This window comes from Micromonospora endophytica, assembly GCF_003236305.1.
GTDB lineage: Bacteria > Actinomycetota > Actinomycetes > Mycobacteriales > Micromonosporaceae > Micromonospora > Micromonospora endophytica.
In genome coordinates this window covers 53,358-73,211 of record NZ_POTX01000002.1, presented here as the reverse complement: position 1 = coordinate 73,211, position 19,854 = coordinate 53,358, and the positions used below count along the sequence as shown (strand labels likewise).

General features: G+C 71.1%; 14 protein-coding genes. 1 reads left to right on the top strand and 13 read right to left on the bottom strand.

Annotated features, from left to right (window positions below; translation table 11 throughout):
- Nucleotides 1–40: 40 nt before the first annotated feature.
- The 10 genes from C1I93_RS00805 to iolC all read right to left on the bottom strand — a co-directional run bounded on the left by C1I93_RS00805 (nt 41) and on the right by iolC (nt 15,635).
- Nucleotides 41–4,435 carry a glycoside hydrolase family 38 N-terminal domain-containing protein gene (locus C1I93_RS00805; protein WP_111241252.1) on the bottom strand — a complete coding sequence of 1,465 codons (4,395 nt, stop codon included), beginning with the start codon at nt 4,433–4,435 and terminating at the stop codon, nt 41–43.
- A gap of 34 nt (nt 4,436–4,469) precedes the next feature.
- Nucleotides 4,470–5,609: a Gfo/Idh/MocA family protein gene (locus C1I93_RS00800; protein WP_182910369.1), complete on the bottom strand. Its 1,140-nt coding sequence runs from the start codon at nt 5,607–5,609 to the stop codon at nt 4,470–4,472.
- 23 nt (nt 5,610–5,632) lie between these two features.
- Nucleotides 5,633–7,522 (bottom strand): phosphatase PAP2 family protein, encoded by a 1,890-nt coding sequence (locus tag C1I93_RS00795; protein WP_111241236.1) that lies wholly within the window; start codon nt 7,520–7,522, stop codon nt 5,633–5,635.
- 93 nt (nt 7,523–7,615) lie between these two features.
- Nucleotides 7,616–8,638, bottom strand: a complete 1,023-nt coding sequence (locus C1I93_RS00790; RefSeq protein ID WP_111241235.1) for a Gfo/Idh/MocA family protein — start codon at nt 8,636–8,638, stop codon at nt 7,616–7,618.
- Nucleotides 8,635–9,534: a TIM barrel protein gene (locus C1I93_RS00785; RefSeq protein WP_111241234.1), complete on the bottom strand. Its 900-nt coding sequence runs from the start codon at nt 9,532–9,534 to the stop codon at nt 8,635–8,637. Before C1I93_RS00785 ends, C1I93_RS00790 begins: the two co-directional genes overlap by 4 nt.
- Before the next feature lie 70 nt (nt 9,535–9,604).
- On the bottom strand, nt 9,605–11,101 hold the full coding sequence (locus C1I93_RS00780; RefSeq protein WP_111241233.1) for a CoA-acylating methylmalonate-semialdehyde dehydrogenase: 1,497 nt from the start codon (nt 11,099–11,101) through the stop codon (nt 9,605–9,607).
- Nucleotides 11,098–12,963 carry a 3D-(3,5/4)-trihydroxycyclohexane-1,2-dione acylhydrolase (decyclizing) gene (iolD, locus tag C1I93_RS00775; protein WP_111241232.1) on the bottom strand — a complete coding sequence of 622 codons (1,866 nt, stop codon included), beginning with the start codon at nt 12,961–12,963 and terminating at the stop codon, nt 11,098–11,100. Before iolD ends, C1I93_RS00780 begins: the two co-directional genes overlap by 4 nt.
- A complete protein-coding gene (gene iolB / locus C1I93_RS00770; protein ID WP_111241231.1) occupies nt 12,960–13,796 on the bottom strand; it encodes a 5-deoxy-glucuronate isomerase in 837 nt (278 codons plus the stop codon). Before iolB ends, iolD begins: the two co-directional genes overlap by 4 nt.
- Nucleotides 13,793–14,695, bottom strand: a complete 903-nt coding sequence (locus tag C1I93_RS00765) for a Cgl0159 family (beta/alpha)8-fold protein (RefSeq protein WP_111241230.1) — start codon at nt 14,693–14,695, stop codon at nt 13,793–13,795. Before C1I93_RS00765 ends, iolB begins: the two co-directional genes overlap by 4 nt.
- Entirely contained in the window at nt 14,688–15,635 is a 948-nt protein-coding gene (iolC, locus tag C1I93_RS00760; protein WP_111241229.1) for a 5-dehydro-2-deoxygluconokinase, read from the bottom strand. The genes C1I93_RS00765 and iolC overlap by 8 nt, the downstream gene beginning before the upstream one ends.
- A gap of 201 nt (nt 15,636–15,836) precedes the next feature.
- Here iolC and C1I93_RS00755 point away from each other — a divergent pair, with 201 nt between their 5' ends.
- Nucleotides 15,837–16,574, top strand: a complete 738-nt coding sequence (locus tag C1I93_RS00755) for a GntR family transcriptional regulator (protein WP_111241228.1) — start codon at nt 15,837–15,839, stop codon at nt 16,572–16,574.
- Nucleotides 16,575–16,594: 20 nt separating this feature from the next.
- On the opposite strand, the gene C1I93_RS00750 is transcribed toward C1I93_RS00755, so the two are convergent.
- From C1I93_RS00750 to C1I93_RS00740, 3 genes are all read right to left on the bottom strand, one after another.
- Nucleotides 16,595–17,476, bottom strand: coding sequence for a carbohydrate ABC transporter permease (locus tag C1I93_RS00750; protein ID WP_111241227.1), 882 nt, complete (start codon nt 17,474–17,476; stop codon nt 16,595–16,597).
- A gap of 1 nt (nt 17,477) precedes the next feature.
- Entirely contained in the window at nt 17,478–18,446 is a 969-nt protein-coding gene (locus tag C1I93_RS00745) for a carbohydrate ABC transporter permease (protein ID WP_111241226.1), read from the bottom strand.
- Nucleotides 18,447–18,551: 105 nt separating this feature from the next.
- Entirely contained in the window at nt 18,552–19,853 is a 1,302-nt protein-coding gene (locus tag C1I93_RS00740; RefSeq protein ID WP_111241225.1) for an ABC transporter substrate-binding protein, read from the bottom strand.
- Nucleotide 19,854 lies beyond the last annotated feature (1 nt).

Below are 19,854 nucleotides of genomic sequence, written 5' to 3'. Positions count from 1 at the left end.
CGTTCTCGCAGCTGGACCATGGTCCGGCCGGCTCGCCTGATCACGTGGTGAGGGAGACCGTCGCGGTGTATTGGACCTGCCCGAAGCTGGTGATTCGGGCCAGCGCCCACCACTGCCCGCCGGGTCGGGCGCCGGCCGGCGTACGCACCGTGAAGTCGACAGTGCCGGTGCCCCCGGCCGGCAGCACGAACCCCTGGATCCAGGGGCCGGTGGACAGCTCGTCATCCGGTTCGCCCCAGGTGCCGTACGGGCTGAGTAGTTGGGCTTCGCCCCGGACCGTCGACGCGGCACGGTTGTGCAGCCGCAGGGTGAGAGTCGTGCCGGCGCCGGCCACCATGGTCACTTCGGCCGGTTCCAGTGTCGCGTCGATGTCACCCGGTGGCTCCGCCTCGTCCGCGGGACCGGTGCCCACGGTGACGGTCATGACGTCCTCAAGCTCCTGGCCGAGCTCATCGCGGATCCGCGCGGCGAGGAAGTACCGCCCGGGCGCGGCGTCGGCCGCGCGCACAGAGAGATCGAAGTGCTGAAATTCCCCGGTGTCGAGGGCATAGCGGTGCGGGCCGGCCGGGCTCACGGTAAGCCCGGCGGGCACGTCGAGGTCGACCGTACCGGCGGTGGCTGCCGTCGCGGAGCCCACGGTGACCCGCAGCGCGGCCGACGTGGCGGAGCCGGACAGCGCGGCGGTGGTGGGGTGCAGGTGCACGCTGACCGGTAGGTTGCCCATCGGCGCGGGTCCCTTGTTGTGCAGCCAGTAGCGGGTGAACACCGGCTGCACCGGCTCGGTGCCCGGCCCGCGCCGCTGCGGCCCGAGCGGATCCGACGCGAGCGGGCCCGACGCGAGCGGGCCCGACGCGAGCGGGCCCGGCTGCGCCGGCCGGGCGGTGACGGTGACCACGTCGGCGGGGCTCAGTTCGATGGTCAGGTCTTCGCCGTCGGTGTCGGCCGGTGGCTGCGCCGCCGATATCGCGGGGCCCTGCTCGATCACGTTGGTGACGGCCGGCGTACGCAGCCCGCCGTGCAGCCGGATCCGAGCTCGGGTCTGCGCGCCGGCCGACTCGTAGAGCCGCACGGTGAGCCCGTCGGCCGGGTCGACGGTGCCGGGCTGGCCGGCCGCGACCGGGTTGCCGCTCGGCTTGAGCGCGGAGAGGAGCACGTTGGCGGGTTCGACCGACCCCAGGCTCGCGACTCGGGGTAGCGTGCCGGGTCCGGAGGGGACGGGCTCGGCCCGTAGCCGGTGGTTCAGTTCCTGCGCGGCGCGGACGAAACCGGCCTGCCGCCAGTCGCCGGGGCCGGCGAGCAGGCTGTACCGGAAGGTGTGGCTCCAGTGTTGCAGGGCGAACCCGGCCCCGTCGGGGGTGCCCCGACGGGGCCCGTCGATCCAGACTCCGCTGGGCCAGCCGGTGCAGGAGCGCATCAGGGACAGCCAGAGTGTGCCGTCGTGCTGGGCCACGTAGCTGGGCGTGCCGTGGTTGACCACCGCCACGGAGTAGTCGGTCAGCGGGTCGTCGAAGCCGGCCAGCCGGGTCGGTTGGCGTACCTCGATCGTCGCGTCGTCGAGATCACCGATGAGCGGGTCGGCTGCGGTGACGATGAGCACCGGCAGGTCGCGCGGGTCGCGCAGGTCGGCGTCCGGTACCCAGACCTGCGGGCGTGGCCGGGCGGCCGGCACGAACACCCGTCCGGTGGCGGCCAGCACGGCCCGGTAGGCGTCGTCGGCGGCATTGAGCACGGCCTCGGCGAAGGAGTTGTCCGCGCCGAGCACGATGCGTACGTCGGGCAGGTTCGAGTCGGCGTCGAGCGCGCCGTAGCGCGGCCCGTCCGGGACGGTACGGGTGGCGGTGACCCCCTGCCGGGCCAGCGCGACGAGCACCGCCCGCACCTGATCGTCGAGCCCGGGATCGTCGTCGGCGACGAGTTCGGCAACGCCGATGGCGTGCTGGTGCACGTCGCCGTCCTCGCCGCGCAACCGGATCCGGGCGGTCGAGGAGAGCCCGGCCCAGGTGTGTGCGGGGTTGTCCAGGGCCCAGAGATGTTCGGCCGAGTCGGACTCGGGGAACCCGAAGGGGCGGCCGATGGCGGCGAAGCCCACCTCCGCGACCGGCAGGGTGCCGGGCAGCGCGAGGTCGAAGCGGACCCGCAGCAGCCGGTCCTGGCCGATGGACCCGTCGACGTGGGTCCGGAAGTCGATCCGGTCGGTGCCGTGCCAGAGGATGACCTCGCGGGTGACCTGCAACTCGTCGAGGACGGTGCGGCTGATCAGCCGGCTGCCGGCGGCGCTCTGCTCGACGCGTACCTCGGCGGGGTTGTCGCCGAAACCGCGACCCGGCCCCTTCGGCAGCAGATGCCAGGGGCCCTCCCCATATCTGGGGTGGTCGACGTACTCGTCCTGGACGATCAGTTCGTCGCCGAGCCCGTCCGGGCGCAGCAGGTCACGGCCGGTGCGGCGGTCCACGATGCGGCACAGGGCACCGCCTCGGCGCGGGTCGGCATCCACCTGGAAGGTCGCGTTGCTGATCGACGGGGGGCCGCTCGTGGCGGACCAGCCGGTGACCGGCCGGGCGGGCACCGCGTCGGCCCGCGCCGCCTCGACCGTGGCCCGCTGGTCGTCGGTGGCCACCCGCAGCACCCGGTAGCCCAGCGCCGGGACGGCGCTGGCCGGCACCGACAGGTCGACCTCGGCGATGCTGCCGTCGTCGTGACGGGTCAGCCCTTCGGCCACCGCAGGCAGGTCGGCGCCGGTCTCGTCGCGTACGACGACACCGGCCGGGCCGGGCGCGGGATAGCGCAGCCGAATCCGGGCGATGCCGTCGCGGGCCCAGGACAGCGAGTTGACCAGCAGCACCGCCTGCCCGCCGCCCTCGGTGTCCACGTGTGCGGCGAGCCCGGCGGCAGCATCGCGCCAGGCGGTGCCGGCCAACTCGTGAGCTTCCCGCCAGCCGGCCAACAGGTCGAGGTACACCTGGTCGGATTCGGTTCCGGTGACGGCGTCGTGGTGCGCGCCGTAGGAAAGCAGCCGCCACGCCTTGTCCAGCGCCTCACTCGGGTAGCGGTCGCCGAGCAGCATGGCCAGGGTGGCGAGCCGTTCGGCGTCCAGCAGCAGCGTCTCGGTGGCGCGTTGGGCCTGCTTGGTGTCGATGTAGGAGACGTCCTTGCCGGTGTAGACCGGGTTCATGTCGCGGGTCTGCGGCGATGGCCGCCGGGCGGCCGGGGCTAGGCCGGCAGTACCGGCACCGTCCGCGGCGCCGGTGAGTTCGGCGCGGACGGCGGCGAAGAAATCGCGAGGCACGCCCATCCGGAATCGGGGCCACTGGTAGCGCTGCGGCCAGGCGCGGTGGATCTCGGTGCACCAGCGGGACGGAATGTTGTGGTCGTGGCCGACCGGCAGCAGCACGTTGCGGGTGGCGGCGACCTTACGCAGCTCGCGGTACTGCGCGTACGCCTCGGCCATCGCCTCGTCGAGGGTCTCCTTGCGTTCCATGCCCCAGCCGGCCACGTAGTGGTCGGCCAGATAGGCGGTGAGCAGGCCACGGCCGGTGGGCGAGAGCCACTCGAACTCGCTGGGGAACTGCATTCGGGTGATGTCGCCGGTGTGCCGTTTGGCACCGACCTGGTGGAACGGGCCGCGCGCCCACGCGCTGGAGGTGAGCCCGGCGTCGGCCATCAACCCGGGGAAGGCCGGGTCGTGACCGAACACGTCGAGCATCCAGGCGGTACGCGGATCGCCGCCGAGCACGTCACGCTGGTAGCCGATGCCCTGCACCGCGTTGCGGATGGTCGACTCGGGGTGCGTCAGGTTGGTGTTGGGCTCGTTGTACATGCCGCCGACCAGTTCGACGCGACCCTCGCGGAGCAGCCGGCGCAGGTCCGCGCGGTCGTCGACGAATACGTTCCAGTACGGCTGGAGGTAGTCGATCTCGGCGAGGACGAACCGGTAGTCGTCGTCGTGGCGGGCCGCGTCGAGGTGGGCGCGGACCAGGTCGAAGGCGGTCCGGACGAACGGTGGGCGCAGCCGGTCGGCGCCGGGTACGTCGGGCAGTTGCTGCCACAGCTCGGTGAAGCCGCGCTGGGTGTTCCACCAGACCGGGTCGTAGTGGAAGTGCGACACCATCCACACGGTCCAGCCGGTCGCCGCGGCGCGCAGCTCACCGTCGGCGGTGACCCGCGCGGCGGGGGTTTGCGCCACGACGGTGATCCGATGCCAGGAGCCCTCCGGGGCCGGCGCGGCGACCTGCACGCCCACCTCGACCGTCACCGACTCCCCGGCGGCGAGCGCCGCGGTGACCACCGGTTCCGGGGTACGCACGGTGGGACCGTCGATGCGGACCGACACCGGTGGGGTCGGCTGCTCGACGGTGAGGGTGACCCGGACCACCTGCCGGGGTGCGCCCTCGGGGCCGAGGAACAGGTCGGTGGTCTCGATCTGGCTGATGTGCATGTGTCGTCGTCCTTCGTCGTCGCCGATCAGTGCCTCACCCGGTCGGCGGGTGCGACGGTGGGGTCCATCGGTACGCCGCGGCGCGCGCCCAGTCGGCGCCGAGCTCACGGTAGAGCCGGCCGGTGGTGGCGGCCCGGCGGGTCAGGGCAGGCAGGTCGGTCAGGGACCGCTGGGCGACCTCGACCGGTGCCGGGCTGCGGTGCACCGCCTCGGCGACCTGGGTGAAGGACAGCGTCTGCGACAGCGGCACCAGCAGCGGCACGCCCGGGTCGGCGATCTGGTCGAGGAGGTTCTCCACCAGATCGGTACGGCGGTGCACGCTGTCCCCGGCGGGGGTGCGCAACCGGTCCTGCGTGTAGTGCAGCACGGCGGTGCCGGCGCTGCCGAACACCTCGATGAACGGCTCGACGGGCTGCTGCGCGCAGAGCGTGACGGCGATCGTGACCGGGGTGCCCCGGGCGGTACGCAGGCGGACGCTGGCCGTGTCGTGGGCCGTCACGGCGCGGGTGCGGTAGGTGTCCAGTTCGATCTGGCGGATCGACCGGTCGCCGCCGGAGCCGTCGAGCCGCACCGCCAGCGCGACCGCGTGCGCGAACGCGTTCGTCAGGGCGCCGTCGTTGACGGGCCGGCCGTGCAGCCACCGCCGTCCGGCCCACGCCGACCGGGACCAGTAGTCGTCGTCGCGCCACCAGAGTCCGGTCGCTGCGATGCCGCGTACCTCGCCGAGCACGCCGGCCCGGATCTGCCGGGTCAGTTCGTCGACGGCACCGGAGCCGAACGCCTGGAAGCCGATCTGGCAGGCCCGTCCGGTCTCGCGTTGGGCCGCGAGCAACTGGCCGAGGCCGTCGAGGGTGGGCGCTGGCGGCTTCTCCAACAGCACGTGCGCGCCGGCCCGCAGGGCCAACACGGCGAGGTCGACGTGGGTGTGCACCGGGGTGGCGAGGATGACCAGATCCGGCTCGACGGCGGCGATCAGCTCGGCCGCGTCGGGCCGGTGCGCGGCGGCGCCGGCCAGGGAGCGCTGCTCGGCGTCGAGCGGTCGCGGGTCGGCCACCCCGACCAGGCGCAACCGCCCGGCGGCCTGTAGGCGGGCCAACCGGTGCAGGTGTTCGCGGCCGTAGCCGTGCGCGCCGACCAGCACAACGCTGGGCTGGCCGGCGCGTCCGGAGGTCATCGTCATGTCCGAGCAGATCCGCCTCAGCCGCGCCGCAGCCGGACGAGCACCGCGTTGGCGGTGTAGATCGGCTCGGCCCGGTATCCCGGGACCACGATGCTGGCGAAACGACCCGTCAACCGGCGGGCCCGCAGAACCGTGACGAGCTGCGCGCCGGGTTCGACGGTCAGCTCCAGGGCGCTGCCCCGGCCCAGCTCGGCCGTGCCGTTGACGGTCAACGCGGCGTGCCCACCCTGGCGGGCGGTAGCGGCGAGCAGCCCGTTGTGCTGGCGGTAGCCGCCGCCGACCGTGCTCGCCTGGGTCAGCCGCAGCGCGGCGTCGCGGACCTGCACGTCGCCGGTGCCGAGGGCGTTCGTCGCGCCGGCGACCAGGGTGCCGCCGAGCACCCGCACCCCACCCCGGAACCGGTTCGCGCCGGTCAGGCCGAGGGTGCCGGTGCCGCGCAGGGTGAGCCCGCCCGGGCCGCTGATGTCGTTGCGCCAGGTGTCGGCGCCGTGGAAGCCGCCGGCAGCCGCGTCGAGGGTGACCTCGACGTCGTCGTCGAAGGCGCCGTAGCCGTCGGCGGCGGCGAACAGGTTGATCCGGCCCCACTGCTCGGGCCCGTCGAGCAGCGCGTAGCCGGCCGGCAGCGCGGTGCTGCGCAGCACCGCCCGCCGCTGCGCGGCGGTCAGGTAGGGCAGGCGGGTCTCCAACAGAACCTCGGCGCCCTTCGGTACGGTCAGCGGCTTGTCGCGGCCGGTCCGGGGCAGGATGTAGGTCAGCTTCGGGGTCACCAGCCGCTGGTTGGCCGCCCGGTCGGCGTACGGGTCGACGCTGCTCGCGCCGCTGTGCGCGTACGCGTAGAGGGTGTCGGCGGTGGTGCCGGTCTGCGCCTGCAGGTACGCGGCGGCCTGTTGTCGGGCGGCGGCCTTGAGCCCGGCGTTGGCCGGGTCGTTGAGGATCGCGGCGGCCAGCGCGGTGGCCAGGATCCGACCGCTGACCACGTCCAGCGGCGAGTGCATGCCGGCCGTGATGCGGGTGTCGGAGATGTCGAAGGCGCAGGTGACGAGCTCCTGGAAGCGCTCCGGTATGGCGTAGGCGAAGGCGAGGGCGGCCAGGTGCAGGGCGTTGGTGTGCCCGCTGGGGAATCCGCCGTCCTCGGCCGGGGTGCGGCTGCGTTGGCGCAGCAGTTGGGGCGCGACCACCACGTCGGAGCGGTAGATCGGGAAGCCCAGCTCGTCGACCTCGCCGGTGTCGACGACCTCGCTGTTCTCGGTCATCCGCCAGGGGCGCGGGTACTGCACGGCGAACTTGCTGGGGTTGCTGGAGGAGAAGCCGCCGCGCACGGTGTCCACAAGCGTCACCACAGCGCCAAGGGCCGAGCTGGGCGAACCGGCCCCGATCGCGGAACCGGCCGGTGCACCCGGCGGTACCGCGTCGCTGATCGTGGTCGGGGGAGTGCCGGTCGGCGCGGTGGTGATGCTGGTGACCGCGAGCGCCCCGGCCTTGTAGATGTCGGCGAGCACACCGAGACCGGAGATCACAGCGTAGCTCTGATGCTGGCGGTCGTGGATGAATGCCCGGGCGGCCTGCGCGTCGGTGCGGGCGGCGGTCACCGCCGCACAGTGCCGCATGTTCGCGCGCAGCACCGTGCGGTCCAGCGGCACACCGGTGTCCCAGGTGGGGCCGGTCTGCCACAGCGTCTGCACCCCGGAGAGGATGCGTACCGCGGCGTTGGTGTCGACTGTCAGGTTGGCGGTGATGTTGCTCTGGTAATCGTCGACGAACGCCTTCGCTGCGGCGGCCAGGGCGGGCACAGAGAGCCAGGACAGGGCCGGCCCGCCGACCAGTCCGGCGGAGATGGCGGCGGTGCCACGCAACAGGTTGCGCCGGCTCAAAGCGCGGGGGTGAGCGGCGAAGAGGGGGTGGGGCATCGATTCACTCCAACTGTTCGGGGGACGCGGTGTACGTGCGGGCCGATGCCGGTCGGCATGGGGGAAGCGCCGGCCGGTGTGGGCCCGCACCGGTCACGGTTGGTAGAGCGCGGGACGGTTGGGCAGCTCGATCGCGACCGGGCCGCCGGTCTCGAACGCCTGGACGCAGGCCTGCGCCAGGTAGGTGGCGACGTAGCCGTCCCAGGCCGTCGCGGCGGGTGAGGGCGCCGGTGGGTTCGCTCGTCGTGCGCCGTCCACCCAGTGCTGCAACTCGGCCCGGTACGCCTCGGCGAACCGGGGCCGCCAGTCCATCGGCAGGCTCCTGGTGGTGCCGCCACCGCGCCGCGCGACGGTGGCCGACGGCGTGTCGAGCTGCACCGTGCCCGTCTCGCCGACCAGCTCGCAGCGCACTTCGTAGCCGTACCCGGCGTTGACGAAGACCTCGACGTCGATCAGGGTGCCGGAGGCGGTTCGCAGGATCAGCAACTGCGGGTCGGCGGTGCCGCCCGCCGCCCTTGCCGGGCGGGGGGTGTGCACGGTCGCCTCGACGATCTCCTCGCCGAGCAACCACCGGCTGACGTCCAGCTCGTGCACCGCCGAGTTGGTGATCACGTTGCTGCTCGGCTGGCCCGGGTTGTTTGTCGGGTTGCGGTGCACGCAGTGCAGCACCAGCGGCGCGCCGATGTCGCCGTCGTCGAGGGCTCGTTTCAGCTCCAGATACCCGGGGTCGTGGCGGCGCATGAAGCCCACCGTCACCAGCCGGCGTCCGTACGCCGTCTCGGCGTCGAGGATCCGCTGGCAGCCGGCTACGGTCGGGGCGAGCGGTTTCTCGCAGAGCACCGGCTTGCCGGCGGCGATGGCGGCCAGCACGTACTCCTCGTGGGTCGGGTCCGACGAGGCGATCAGGACGGCGTCGATGCTCTCGTCCGCGATCAGCTTCAACGGATCGATCAGCGGGCGGGCGCCGCTGTCCTGCGCGACCCGACGGGCCCGTGCCTCGTCGACGTCGTAGATCCCGCCGACCCGGGCACCGGCGACCGCGCCGCTGAGCAGTCGGGCGTGGTCGGCGCCCATCACGCCGGCACCGATCAACCCGACCGTGACCTCTCGGTTCACCGCACCGCCTCGGGCTGGCCGCTGCTCAGCGTGGCCAGGAAGTCCAGGCTGCGCCGCACGTCGTGCAGCGGGCCGGCCCCCACCTCGGGTGCGTCGTACAGGGCCGCGTCCTGTTCCAGGACGTACCAGCCGGCGTATCCGGCTGCCTCGAGTTCGCCGACGATCGCCGCGATGTCGAGGTCCCCGTCGCCCAGCGGCGTGTAGAGACCGGCCCGGACGGCCGCCAGATAGCTCGTCTCACCGGTCGCCACGGCAGCGGCCGTCGGCAGGCTCACGTCCTTGAGGTGTACGTGGGCGATCCGGTCACCGGCCAGCCGGATCAGTTCCGCCGGCTGCATGCCACCGATCAGCAGGTGTCCGGTGTCCAGGCAGAACAGGATGTCGCTCTGGTCGACCAGCCGCAGCACCGAGTCGCGGTCCTCCACCGCCGTACCCACGTGCGGGTGCAGCGTCGCGGTCAGCCCCCGCTCGTCGGCCATCGCCCGCAGCCGGTCGAGCGTGCCGAACAGCGCGTCCCACTCCGCCTCGGTGAGCCGGACCTTGTGGTCGTAACTGCCGTCGGTCGACCGGGCGGCGAGCACGACGACCTCGGACCCGGCGGCGGCCAGGGTGTCCATGGCCGCTGCCGCCTCGGCGAGGTCGGCGTCGGTGGCGATGTGCATCGGTACGGGCAGGAAGCCGCCGATCAGGCGCAGACCGTTGCCCTGTAGCACGGCGCTTACGTCGGCCGGGGAGGTGCCGAGGTAACCGGTCGGCCCGAGTTCGGTGGCCCGGATCCCGAGCTGGGCCATTTCGGCGAGCACCCGCTGCGCCGGTAGCTCGACACCCCAGTCCGGTGCCTCACACACGCCCCACGAGATGGGCGCGCCGCCGATCCGATCGGCGAAGTTCGTCATACCGTCGTCTCCTTTGAGGACTGCGCGTGCCGAAGCCGCGGTGGTGGCAGTGGTGGGGTGGCCGCGCGGGTCAGGTCGCGGTCGGAAACTGGAGACTCGCCGCGACCGGCTGGGTCACCTGTGGCCACCGGGAGGTGACCACCTTGGCGCGGGTGTAGAACCGCACGCCTTCCGGGCCGTGGATGTGCGACTCGCCGAAGAGCGAGTCCTTCCACCCGCCGAAGGAGTGATACGCCATCGGCACCGGGATCGGCACGTTGATGCCGATCATGCCGACGGTTACCGCTCGCTGGAATCGCCGGGCCGCCGCACCGCTGGCCGTGAAGACGGCCGTGCCGTTGCCGTACGGGTTGGCGTTGATCAACGCGATCGCCTCGTCGAGGGTGTCGACGCGGACCACCACGACGACCGGGCCGAAGATCTCCTCCCGGTAGGCGTCCATCTCGGCGGTGACGTGATCCAGCACGGTGGGGCCGACGAAGAAGCCGTCCTCGTGTCCGGCGACGGTCAGCGCGCGGCCGTCCACCACCAGCGTGGCGCCCTGCTGCTCGCCGGAGTCGATGTAGCCGATGATCCGCTCGCGCGCCTCGCGGGTCACCACCGGACCCATCTCGCTGGCGGCGTCCCGGCCGGGACCGACCCGGACCTCGGCGGCCCGGCGGCGCAGCACCTCGACGAGGCGATCCCCGACGTCGCCGACCGCGATCGCCGCGGAGATGGCCATGCACCGCTGACCCGCGGACCCGAAGGCCGCCGCGGTCAGGTGGTCGGCGGCGAATTCCAGATCGGCGTCGGGCAGCACGACGGCGTGGTTCTTCGCGCCACCGAGCGCCTGCACCCGCTTGCCGGCCGCCGACGCGCGGCCGTGGATGTACCGGGCGATGGGCGTGGAGCCGACGAACGACACGGCCGCCACCTGCGGCGAGTCGAGCAACGCGTCCACCGCCACCCGGTCGCCGTGTACGACGTTGAAAACGCCCTCGGGCAGGCCGGCCGCCGCCCAGAGCCGGGCGATCAGCAGCGACGCGGACGGGTCCCGTTCGCTGGGCTTGAGCACGAAGGTGTTGCCGCAGGCGATGGCCACCGGATGCATCCAACTCGGCACCATCACCGGAAAGTTGAACGGCGTGATCCCGGCGACCACCCCCAGGGGTTGCCGGAAGGTGTACGAGTCCACCCCGCCGGAGACCTGGTCGGAATAGTCGCCCTTGAGCAGCTGCGGGATGCCGCAGGCGAACTCCACCACCTCCAGGCCGCGCTGCACCTCGCCCCGGGCGTCGGCCAGCACCTTGCCGTGCTCGTCGGAGATGATGCCGGCCAGCTCGTCGAGGTGGTCGTACATCAGCTGCCGGAAGGCGAACAGGACGCTGGTGCGCCGCGACAGCGAGGCGTCCTGCCAGGTGTCGAACGCGGTGGCCGCCGCCTCCACCGCGGCCTGCACGTCGGCTGCCTCGGCGAGCAGAACCTCGGCCTGGGGCACGCCGGTCGCCGGGTTGAACACCGGTGCGGTGCGCTGCGACACCCCAGCTGTCGGTTCGCCGTTGATCCAGTGCGGGATGGTCCTCACAGGTAGCTCCTCTGTGCCTTCTTGGCCTCGACGTACGCGGCCCGGGCGGAGCGCGCGGAATCCAGATCGGACAGTTCGGCGACCGGCACGTCCCACCAGGCGCCGCTCGACGGCGCGTCCACGCTCGGGTCGGCGTCGATGTGGATCACCGTCACCCGGTCGGTCGACTTCGCCTTCACCAGCGCGTCCCGCAGCTCGGCGATGGTGGCGACGCGCAGCACGTCGGCACCGAGGCTGGCCGCGTTGGCGGCCAGATCGACCGGGAGGACGTCGCCGTCGAGCCGGCCCTCGCCGCCGCGATAGCGGTAGGCGGTGCCGAAGCGTTGGGCGCCCACCGACTCCGACAGCCGGCCGATGGAGGCGAAGCCGTGGTTCTGCACCAGCACCACGATCAGCTTCATCCGTTCCTGCACGGCGGTGACCAGTTCCTGCGCCATCATCAGGTACGAGCCGTCGCCGACCAGCACGAACACGTCCCGGTCCGGGGCGGCCAGCCGTACCCCGAGACCACCGGCGATCTCGTAGCCCATGCAGGAGTAGCCGTACTCGACGTGGTAGCTCTTCGGGTCCGCCGAGCGCCACAGCTTGTGCAGGTCGCCGGGGAGCGACCCGGCGGCGCAGACCATCACGTCGCGGGGATCGGCGCAGTCGTTGACCGCGCCGATGATCTCCGACTGGGCCGGCAGCGGCCCGTGCCCGAGGTGGTAGGCCCGCTGCACGTCGGCGTCCCACTGCGCGGCCAGGCGGCGGGCAGTCTGCTGGTACGCGTCGTCCGTGCGGTGTCCGGCCAGCGCCTCGGTCAGCGCGTCCAACGCGGCGCGGGCGTCGGCCACCAGCGCCACCCCGGCGTGCTTGGCGGCGTCGAAGGCGGCGATGTTGACATTGACGAAGCGCACGTCGGCGGCGGCGAAGATGCTGCGCGAAGCGGTGGTGAAGTCGCTGTAGCGGGTGCCGATGCCGAGCACCACGTCCGCCTCGCGGGCCAACGCGTTGGCCGCGGTGCTGCCGGTGGCACCGATCGCCCCGACCGCCAGCGGATGGTCGTGGCGCAGCGAACCCTTGCCCGCCTGGGTCTCCGCCACCGGGATCCCGGTCGCCTCGGCGAAGCGGCGCAGCGCCTCGGTGGCCTCCGCGTAGCTCACCCCGCCACCGGCGACGATCAACGGCCGCCGGGCGGCCCGCAGCACCTCGACGGCGCGGGCCAGCGCCGCCGGCTCGGGCACCGGGCGGGGCACGTGCCAGGTCCGCGTGGCGAACAGCTCCGCCGGCCAGTCGTACGCCTCGGCTTGGACGTCCTGCGGCAGGGCGATGGTGGCCGCCCCGGTCTCGGCCGGATCGGTGAGCACCCGTACGGCGCCGAGCAGGGCCGCGGGCAGCTGCTCGGGCCGCGACACCCGGTCGAAGAAGCGCGACACCGGACGGAACGTGTCGTTGACGCTGACGTCACCGGCGTACGGGACCTCCAGCTGCTGGAGCACCGGATCGGCGACCCGGGTGGTGAAGACGTCACCGGGCAGCAGCAGCACGGGCAGCCGGTTCACCGTGGCCAGGGCCGCCCCGGTGACCATGTTCGTCGCGCCTGGCCCGATCGACGTGGTGCAGGCCAGGGTGGACAGTCGGTTCCGCATCCGGGCGAAGCCCACGGCGGCGTGCACCATGCCCTGCTCGTTGCGCGCCTGCCGGTACGGCAGCGCGCCGGGCGTGGCGAGTTCCGCCTCCAGCAGCGCCTGCCCCAGACCGGCCACGTTGCCGTGCCCGAAGATGCCGAAGCAGCCCTCGAAGAGGCGGTGCTCGACGCCGTCGCGCTCGCTGCGTTGGGCGGCCAGGAAGCGCACGACCGCCTGGCCCACGGTGAGCCTCATCGTCGTTCTCCGTCCACTGCCGGTGCCGGATCGTCGGGGGTGAAGGGAAGCCTCGGGTCGACGGGCTGATCGGCCCAGGTGCCCCGGATCCAGGCATGGGCCGGGTCGTCGCAGATCAGCCAGGAGCGGGCACCGGGTCCGGCCATCACGTTGAGGTAGTAGAGGTCGTAGCCGGGCGCCGCGATCGACGGTCCGTGCCAGCCGTACGGGATCAGCACCACGTCGCCGCTGCGCACCTCGCGCAGCACGTCGATAGGTCGGGCGTCGGTGCCGTACACGCGTTGGTAGGCCGGGCCGCCCCGGGCCACCTCGTAGTAGTAGATCTCTTCGAGCACCGACTCGCCCGGCCGTTGCTCGTCGTGCTTGTGCGGCGGGTACGACGACCAGTTGCCACCGGGGGTGAGCACCTCGCAGGCGATGATCCGGTCGGCCTCCAGCACGTCCGGGGTGGCGAAGTTGTTCACCTGACGGGAGCAGGCGCCCGCGCCGCGCAGCTCCACCTGCACCTGCGCCACGGGCACATGGCAAAACGGTAGCCGGCGACGGGCCCGGGCGGTCGCCAACGCGAACCGTCCGCCGGGCGTGCTGGTCAGGGTGAGCGTGCTGTCCCGGGGAACGTAGGCGACGTCGGTGGGACCGGCGAAAACGCTGGTCCGGCCGGCGAGGTCCGCCCGCTCGCCGTCGGCGTCCACGGTGACGGAGCCGACCAGCGGCACCACCACCACTTCATCGGCGCCGGTGTCCCAGCAGAACGTGCCCTCCGGTGGCAGGTCGACGATGCGCAGGCCGGAGTAGTCCCAGCCGGCGCTCTCCGGCGTGACGTCGGCGGTCATGGCGCGACCTCCGAGCCGGCCCGCACCAGGGCAGCCGCAGCGTCGACCGCGGCGGCCACGTCACCGTCGGGCGGGTAGAGCAGGGCCCGACCGACCACCAGGCCGCGTACCCCGGGCACCGCCAGGGCCCGGCCCCAGCTGGCGTAGGTCTCCTCCGGGTGGCCCACCGGGTCGCCGCCGAGTAGCAGCGCGGGCAGGGTGGTCGCCGCCATCACCGCAGCCATGTCGTCCACCACCGGCAGCTTCAACCAGGTGTACGCGCTGGTGCCGCCGAGGCCACTGGCGATCGCGACCGAACGGGCCACCGCCGTGGCGCTCAGGTCGTTGACCACCCGTCCGTTGGCGTCGCGCCGGGACAGGAAGGGCTCGACCATGGCCAGCAGCTGGTACGCGGCCAGTTCAGAGACCGCGCTCGCGCTGGCCTCCAGGGTGCTGACGGTGCTGCTGTCGGCGAGGTCGATGCGGGTGAGCATCTTGCCGCCGTCGAATCTCATCGCCGCCACCCCGGCGGCGTCGTATCCGGTGAACCGGTCATCCAACTCGAAAACCGAGCCCTGTAGCCCGCCGCGGTTCATCGAGCCGATGACCACCTTGTCGTCCAGTTCGCCGAGGAGCAGCAGGTCCTCCAGGACGTCGGCGGTGGCCACCACCCCGTCGACGCCCGGCCGGCGCAGCGCGGTCGACAGCCGCCGGAGCAACTCGTACCGGTCGGCCATGGCGGTGCCGTCGCCGCGTACGCCGAGCGCGCCACGGGCGGGGTGGTCCGCGGCGACCAGCATCAGCCGGCCGTCCGGGCGCAGCAGCGGGCGCCGGACCCGCCTGGCGGCGGCCTCCTGGACGGCCTGCGGTCGGGTGGCCCGCAGCCGACGCAACTCGGTGAAGTTCAGATCGTCAGCCATGCCGGACTCCTAGCAGCTCCTCGACCTCGGCGGTGTACGGCATGGCGGTCGAGCACTCCAGTCGGGAGGCGACGATGGCGCCGGCCGCGTTGGCGAAGCGCAGGATCCGCTCCAGCGGCCAGCCGGCGAGCAGGCCGTGGCAGAGGGCACCGCCGAAACCGTCGCCGGCGCCCAGCCCGTTGACCACGTCGACCGGAGTGGGGGGCACCTCGACCCGCTCCTGCCGGGTGCGGGCCAGCACGCCCTTGGGGCCCTGTTTCACCACCGCCAGTTCCACGCCGAAGTCGAGCAGCGCGGCGGCGGCGGCGTCCGGGTCTGTCTCGCCCACCGCGACCGCGCACTCCTCCTGGTTGCCCACGGCCACGGTGACGTGCGGCAGCGCCTGCCTGATCTGGTCGGTTGCGGCCTGCGCCGACGGCCAGAACATCGGCCGGTAGTCCAGGTCGAGCACGGTCCACGGACGCCTGTTGCGGGCGGCCCAGGCGGTGTGGTGCGCGCTCCGGCTGGGTTCCTGCGACAGACCCGTCACGGTGCACCAGAACACGCCGGCCGCAGCGATCGACGCGGTATCCAGTTCGTCGGGTTCGATGGCCAGATCCGGTGCCTTCGGTTCCCGGTAGAAGTAGAGCGGGAAGCTGTCCGGGGGGAAGATCTCGCAGAAGGTGACCGGGGTGGGCAGTCCGGCAACCGTGGAGACGTACCGGTTCTCGACGCCCAGTTCGGTCAGGGCGCGCGTGACGAACTCGCCGAACGGGTCATGACCGGTCCTGCTGATCATCGCCACCCGCCGGCCGTGCCGCGCCGCCGCCACCGCGACGTTCGTCGCGCTGCCACCGAGAAACTTGCCGAAGGTCGACACATCCGCCAAGCCGACGCCCACCTGGAGGGGGTAGATATCCACCCCGATCCGACCCATCGAGATGACGTCGAAATGTTCCATCGGACTTTCCTCCACGAGGTTTCTGTCGCAGTTCACGCGCTGGTGCGCCCGATCTCGAAGACGGTGTGGTGGCGGGGCTGGCGGGGTGTGCGAGCAAGCTTCGGGCCTGCCAACGAGGCACGTCAAGGCTTTGTCTTGACATTCTTTCGAACGGGGTGACAAAGTGCGGGGATTGTCACTCCGGCCGGGAAGATGCCGCCCATGCCCGTTCCCCGCATCCCCATCGACCGACACAGTCCGATCCCGCTGTACTTCCAGATCGCCCGCCGCCTCACCGAGGCGGTGGAGAACGGCGAGCTCGTGCCGGGCGAACTGCTGCCCAACGAGATCGATCTGGCCGCCTCGCTGAACGTGTCCCGGCCGACCATGCGCCGGGCGATCGAAGAGTTGGTCGAGAACGGGATGCTCACCCGCAAGCGGGGGGTGGGCACCCGGGTCAACGACACGCTGGTGCGCCGCCGGGTGGCGCTGACCAGCCTGCACGACGACCTGACCGCCGCCGGCCGGCAACCCCGGACCCAGGTGCTGCGCTTCGTGCTCGACTGCGTGGACCGGCATGCCGCCCGGGAACTCGGCCTGCCCGCCAGCGAACGGCTGCTGTACTGCGAGCGGTTGCGGTCGGCCGACGGACTGCCGCTGGCCATCCTCCGCAACTGGCTGCCCGCCCGGTTCGACGACATCACCGCCGACGATCTCGCCGAGCAGGGCCTCTACCGGCTGCTCGGCGAGCGCAACGGCCGGCCGACGATAGCCCGCCAGAGGATCACCGCGCGGCCGGCGACCAGCGCCCAGTCCCGGCTGCTGGAGATCGGTCACAACGCGCCTCTGATCAGCATGCAGCGCACCGCGTTCGACGCCGAGGGGCGTGCGGTCGAGTACGCCGACAACCTGTACCGCGCCGACCACTACGCGATCGAGGTCACCGTCTACAACCGTTGACCGGGGCGGACGCAGTGGACTCAGTCCTTCAGGCCGGCGTTGATGTCAGCGTTCATCACGTACCGCTGCAGGAGCAGGTAGATGGCGACGAGCGGGATCATCGACAGGACCGAGGCGCCGAGTAGGACGGACCAGTTGACGTTCTGGGCGCCCACGATGGACGAGACACCGATCTGGATGGTGAACTTGTTCGGGTCGTTGAGCACCACCAACGGCCAGAGGAAGTCGTTCCAACGCCACTGGAACGAGAAGATCGCCAGGGTCAGCATGATCGGCCGCGACAGCGGCAGCATGATCCTGATGAACGTGGACAACTCGCCCGATCCATCGATACGGGCCGCCTCCAGCAGGTCGCTCGGCACGGTGAGGAAGAACTGCCGGAACATGAACGTGCCGGTCGCGGTGATCACCGCCGGCACCACGACAGCGGCGAGGTTGTTGTACAGGCCCAGGTCGCGTACGACGACGAACAGCGGGGACAGCAGGACCTCCCCCGGCAGCATCGTGGTGGCCAGGATGCAGATGGTGAACGCCTTCACCCACCAGTTGTTGTACTTGGCCAGCGCGTAGCCGCATGCTGCGCTGACCGCGATGGTGAGGAGCGTGGCCGACACCGCAACGATCATGGTGTTGACGAAGTACGTCCCGACGTCGAAGCTCGTCCACGCCTCGGTGTACCCCTTGAACGTCACGTCCTCGGGAAAGAACGTGAGCGGGTACGAGAACAACTCGCCGGCGGGTTTGACCGAACTCAGCAGGAACCACAGGACGGGGAAGCCGTACACGACGACCAGCAGCCACATGACGGCGCTCGCCCAGAACTTCTTGGACAGTTCACCGGGTGCGTTCGGCCGCTTGCGCCGCAGCGCCGAGAAGCGGGGTGTCGTGGTGGTGGCGGCCATGTCAGGACTCCTTCCGGCGGTTCATGACGAGCTGCACGATCGCGACGATCATGAGAATCAACATGAGCACGAACGACGCCGCGCTCGCGTAGCCGATCTGGGCCCGCTCGAAGCCTTTCGTGTAGATGTATTGGACGAGCAGGTTGTTGGCGGTGCCGGGGCCGCCGTCGTTGAGCGTCTTGAACAGCGCGTATTCCTTCATCGAGTTCAGGATTGTCAGCAGCACCACGATGAAGGTCGTCGGCGCGATCGCGGGCAGCGTGATGCGACGGAACTTGGCCCAGGAACCCGCCCCGTCCAGCGACGCCGCCTCGTAGTACACGGTCGGCACGTTCTTCAGCGCGGCGACGAACAGCAGCATGTTGAACGCCGTGTTGGCCCACGCCCCGGCGATGATGACGACGATCAGCGACAGGTTGGCGTTGGACTGCCACGGCAACTCGCTGCCACCCAGCGAGATGATGATGTAGTTGACGAACCCGAAGTTCTCGCCGAACAGCCAGCGCCAGATGACACCGGCGATGATCGGCGAGATCAGCCATGGCAGGAAGAAGACCACCCGGGCCACCGCCTTGCCCTTGGTGTACGGGGTGACCAGCAGAACGGCTGTGGCCAGGGAGAGCACGATGGTCAGCGGCACCACGCCCGCCGTGAAGATCAACGTGCGGATCAGCGCCGAGTAGAACGCCTCGTCCTGTAGCAGCCGCTGGTAGTTGTCCAGGCCGACGAAGGGTGCCGGGCCCACGCCGGTGTAGCTGGTGAACGAATACATCAGGCCGGTGATCGCCGGCCAGACGAAGAACGTGCCGAACAGCAGTAGGTTGACCGAGATCAGCACCAGGGGTGCGCCGGTGTACCTGTTGAGCCGTCGCCGGCGCCAGTTGCGCTGGCGTGGTCGCGCCGGCTCCGGTCCGCGCGGTACGTCGCCGGTGCGCGGTGCCTTGGCCGGCGGGCGGATGCTGTCCACCATTGGTGCTCTCCTTTGAACTCCAGCGCTCGCGCGAAGTCGCCTGGCTCGACTGACGTACGGGTCCCGCTGGCATCGCTCGATGCCAGCGGGACCTGCGTCGCGGCGTCAGCTCACCTGTGAATTGAGGCCGTTGACGATGTTCTCGACGGTCTTCTGGACGTCCTGCTCACCGTTGATGAACTTGGCCATCTCGGCCTTGGTGGGGTCGTCCTGGATCGCCTTGCCGGCAAGATTGAGCTTGGTGCCGTTCGCCTGACCGGAGGAGGAGATCGGGTCAGCGAGTTCGATCTCCTTGTTGTAGAGCGCGAACGCGTCCAGCGCGGCCTTCTGCTCGAACGGGTAGTTCAGGGCCAGGCCGGTCTCGACGGGCAGGTACCCGTTGACCTCGGACAGCTTGGTGTAGTTGTCCCGCTGGAAGATGAAGTCGATCCACTTCTTGGCTGCCTCCGCCGTGGCGCCGTTGTTGAACGCGACCATCTTGCCGCCGGTGTTGATGTCGGTCGCGTGCACCGGCTGGGCTGGCGTCGGCGCGCTGACCCACTCGAAGTTGGTGATGCTCTCGGCGAAGTCGGCGACCTGCCAGACCCCGGAGAAGTAGGCGACCACCTGGCCGCTCTTGAACAGGGCGTTCGGGTCGGCGCCGGAGGTCCAGACCGACTTCGGCATGACCTGGTCGTTGTTGAGCGACTTGAACTTGCTCAACGCCTCCACGGTGGCGGCGTCGGGCATCGTGTACTTGAGATCGTCACCGAGCTGGAAGCCCTTGCCGCCGTGGCCGTAGATGAAGGCCCGGATCCGCGCTGGTGAGTTGTCGTAGACCAGATCGTACTTGGCCTTCGTCGCGGTGCGGACCTGCGTCGCCGCGGCGAGGAACTCGTCCCAGGTCCAGGTGCTGGACGGATCGGTCGGGTAGCTGACCTTGGCCTCGTCGAACAGGCTCTTGTTGATGAACAGACCGGCCGCGGTGACGTCGGACGGGATGGCGAGAACCTTGCCGTCCAACTCGGCGACCAGGCTCTCAATGATCTTGTAGTCGGGGTTCTTCGCCGTCTGGCTCAGGTCCTGGAGCTGGTTCATCCAGATCGGGTCCAGCGATGGCACGCTGGCCGCGTCGGGTAGGGAGTTGGCCTGCGCGGACTGCCGCAGCTTGTCCTGGTAGCCGTCGTAGGGCAGGTTCACGATTTCGACGGAGACGCCCTCCTTGGCCTCGAACGCCTTGGCCAGGTCGGTGTAACCGTCCAGCTGGGCCGAGGTGGAGAGCCAGAACGTGATCTTATCGACCTTCGCGTCCTCGTCGCCAGAGCCCGAGTCCGAACCGCAGGCCGTGACGGCCACCGCCGTGGCGACCGCGATCGGCAGCCACTGCCAACGTCGTAGTCCTCTCCGGCCCGTTATGGAAGCATTCATG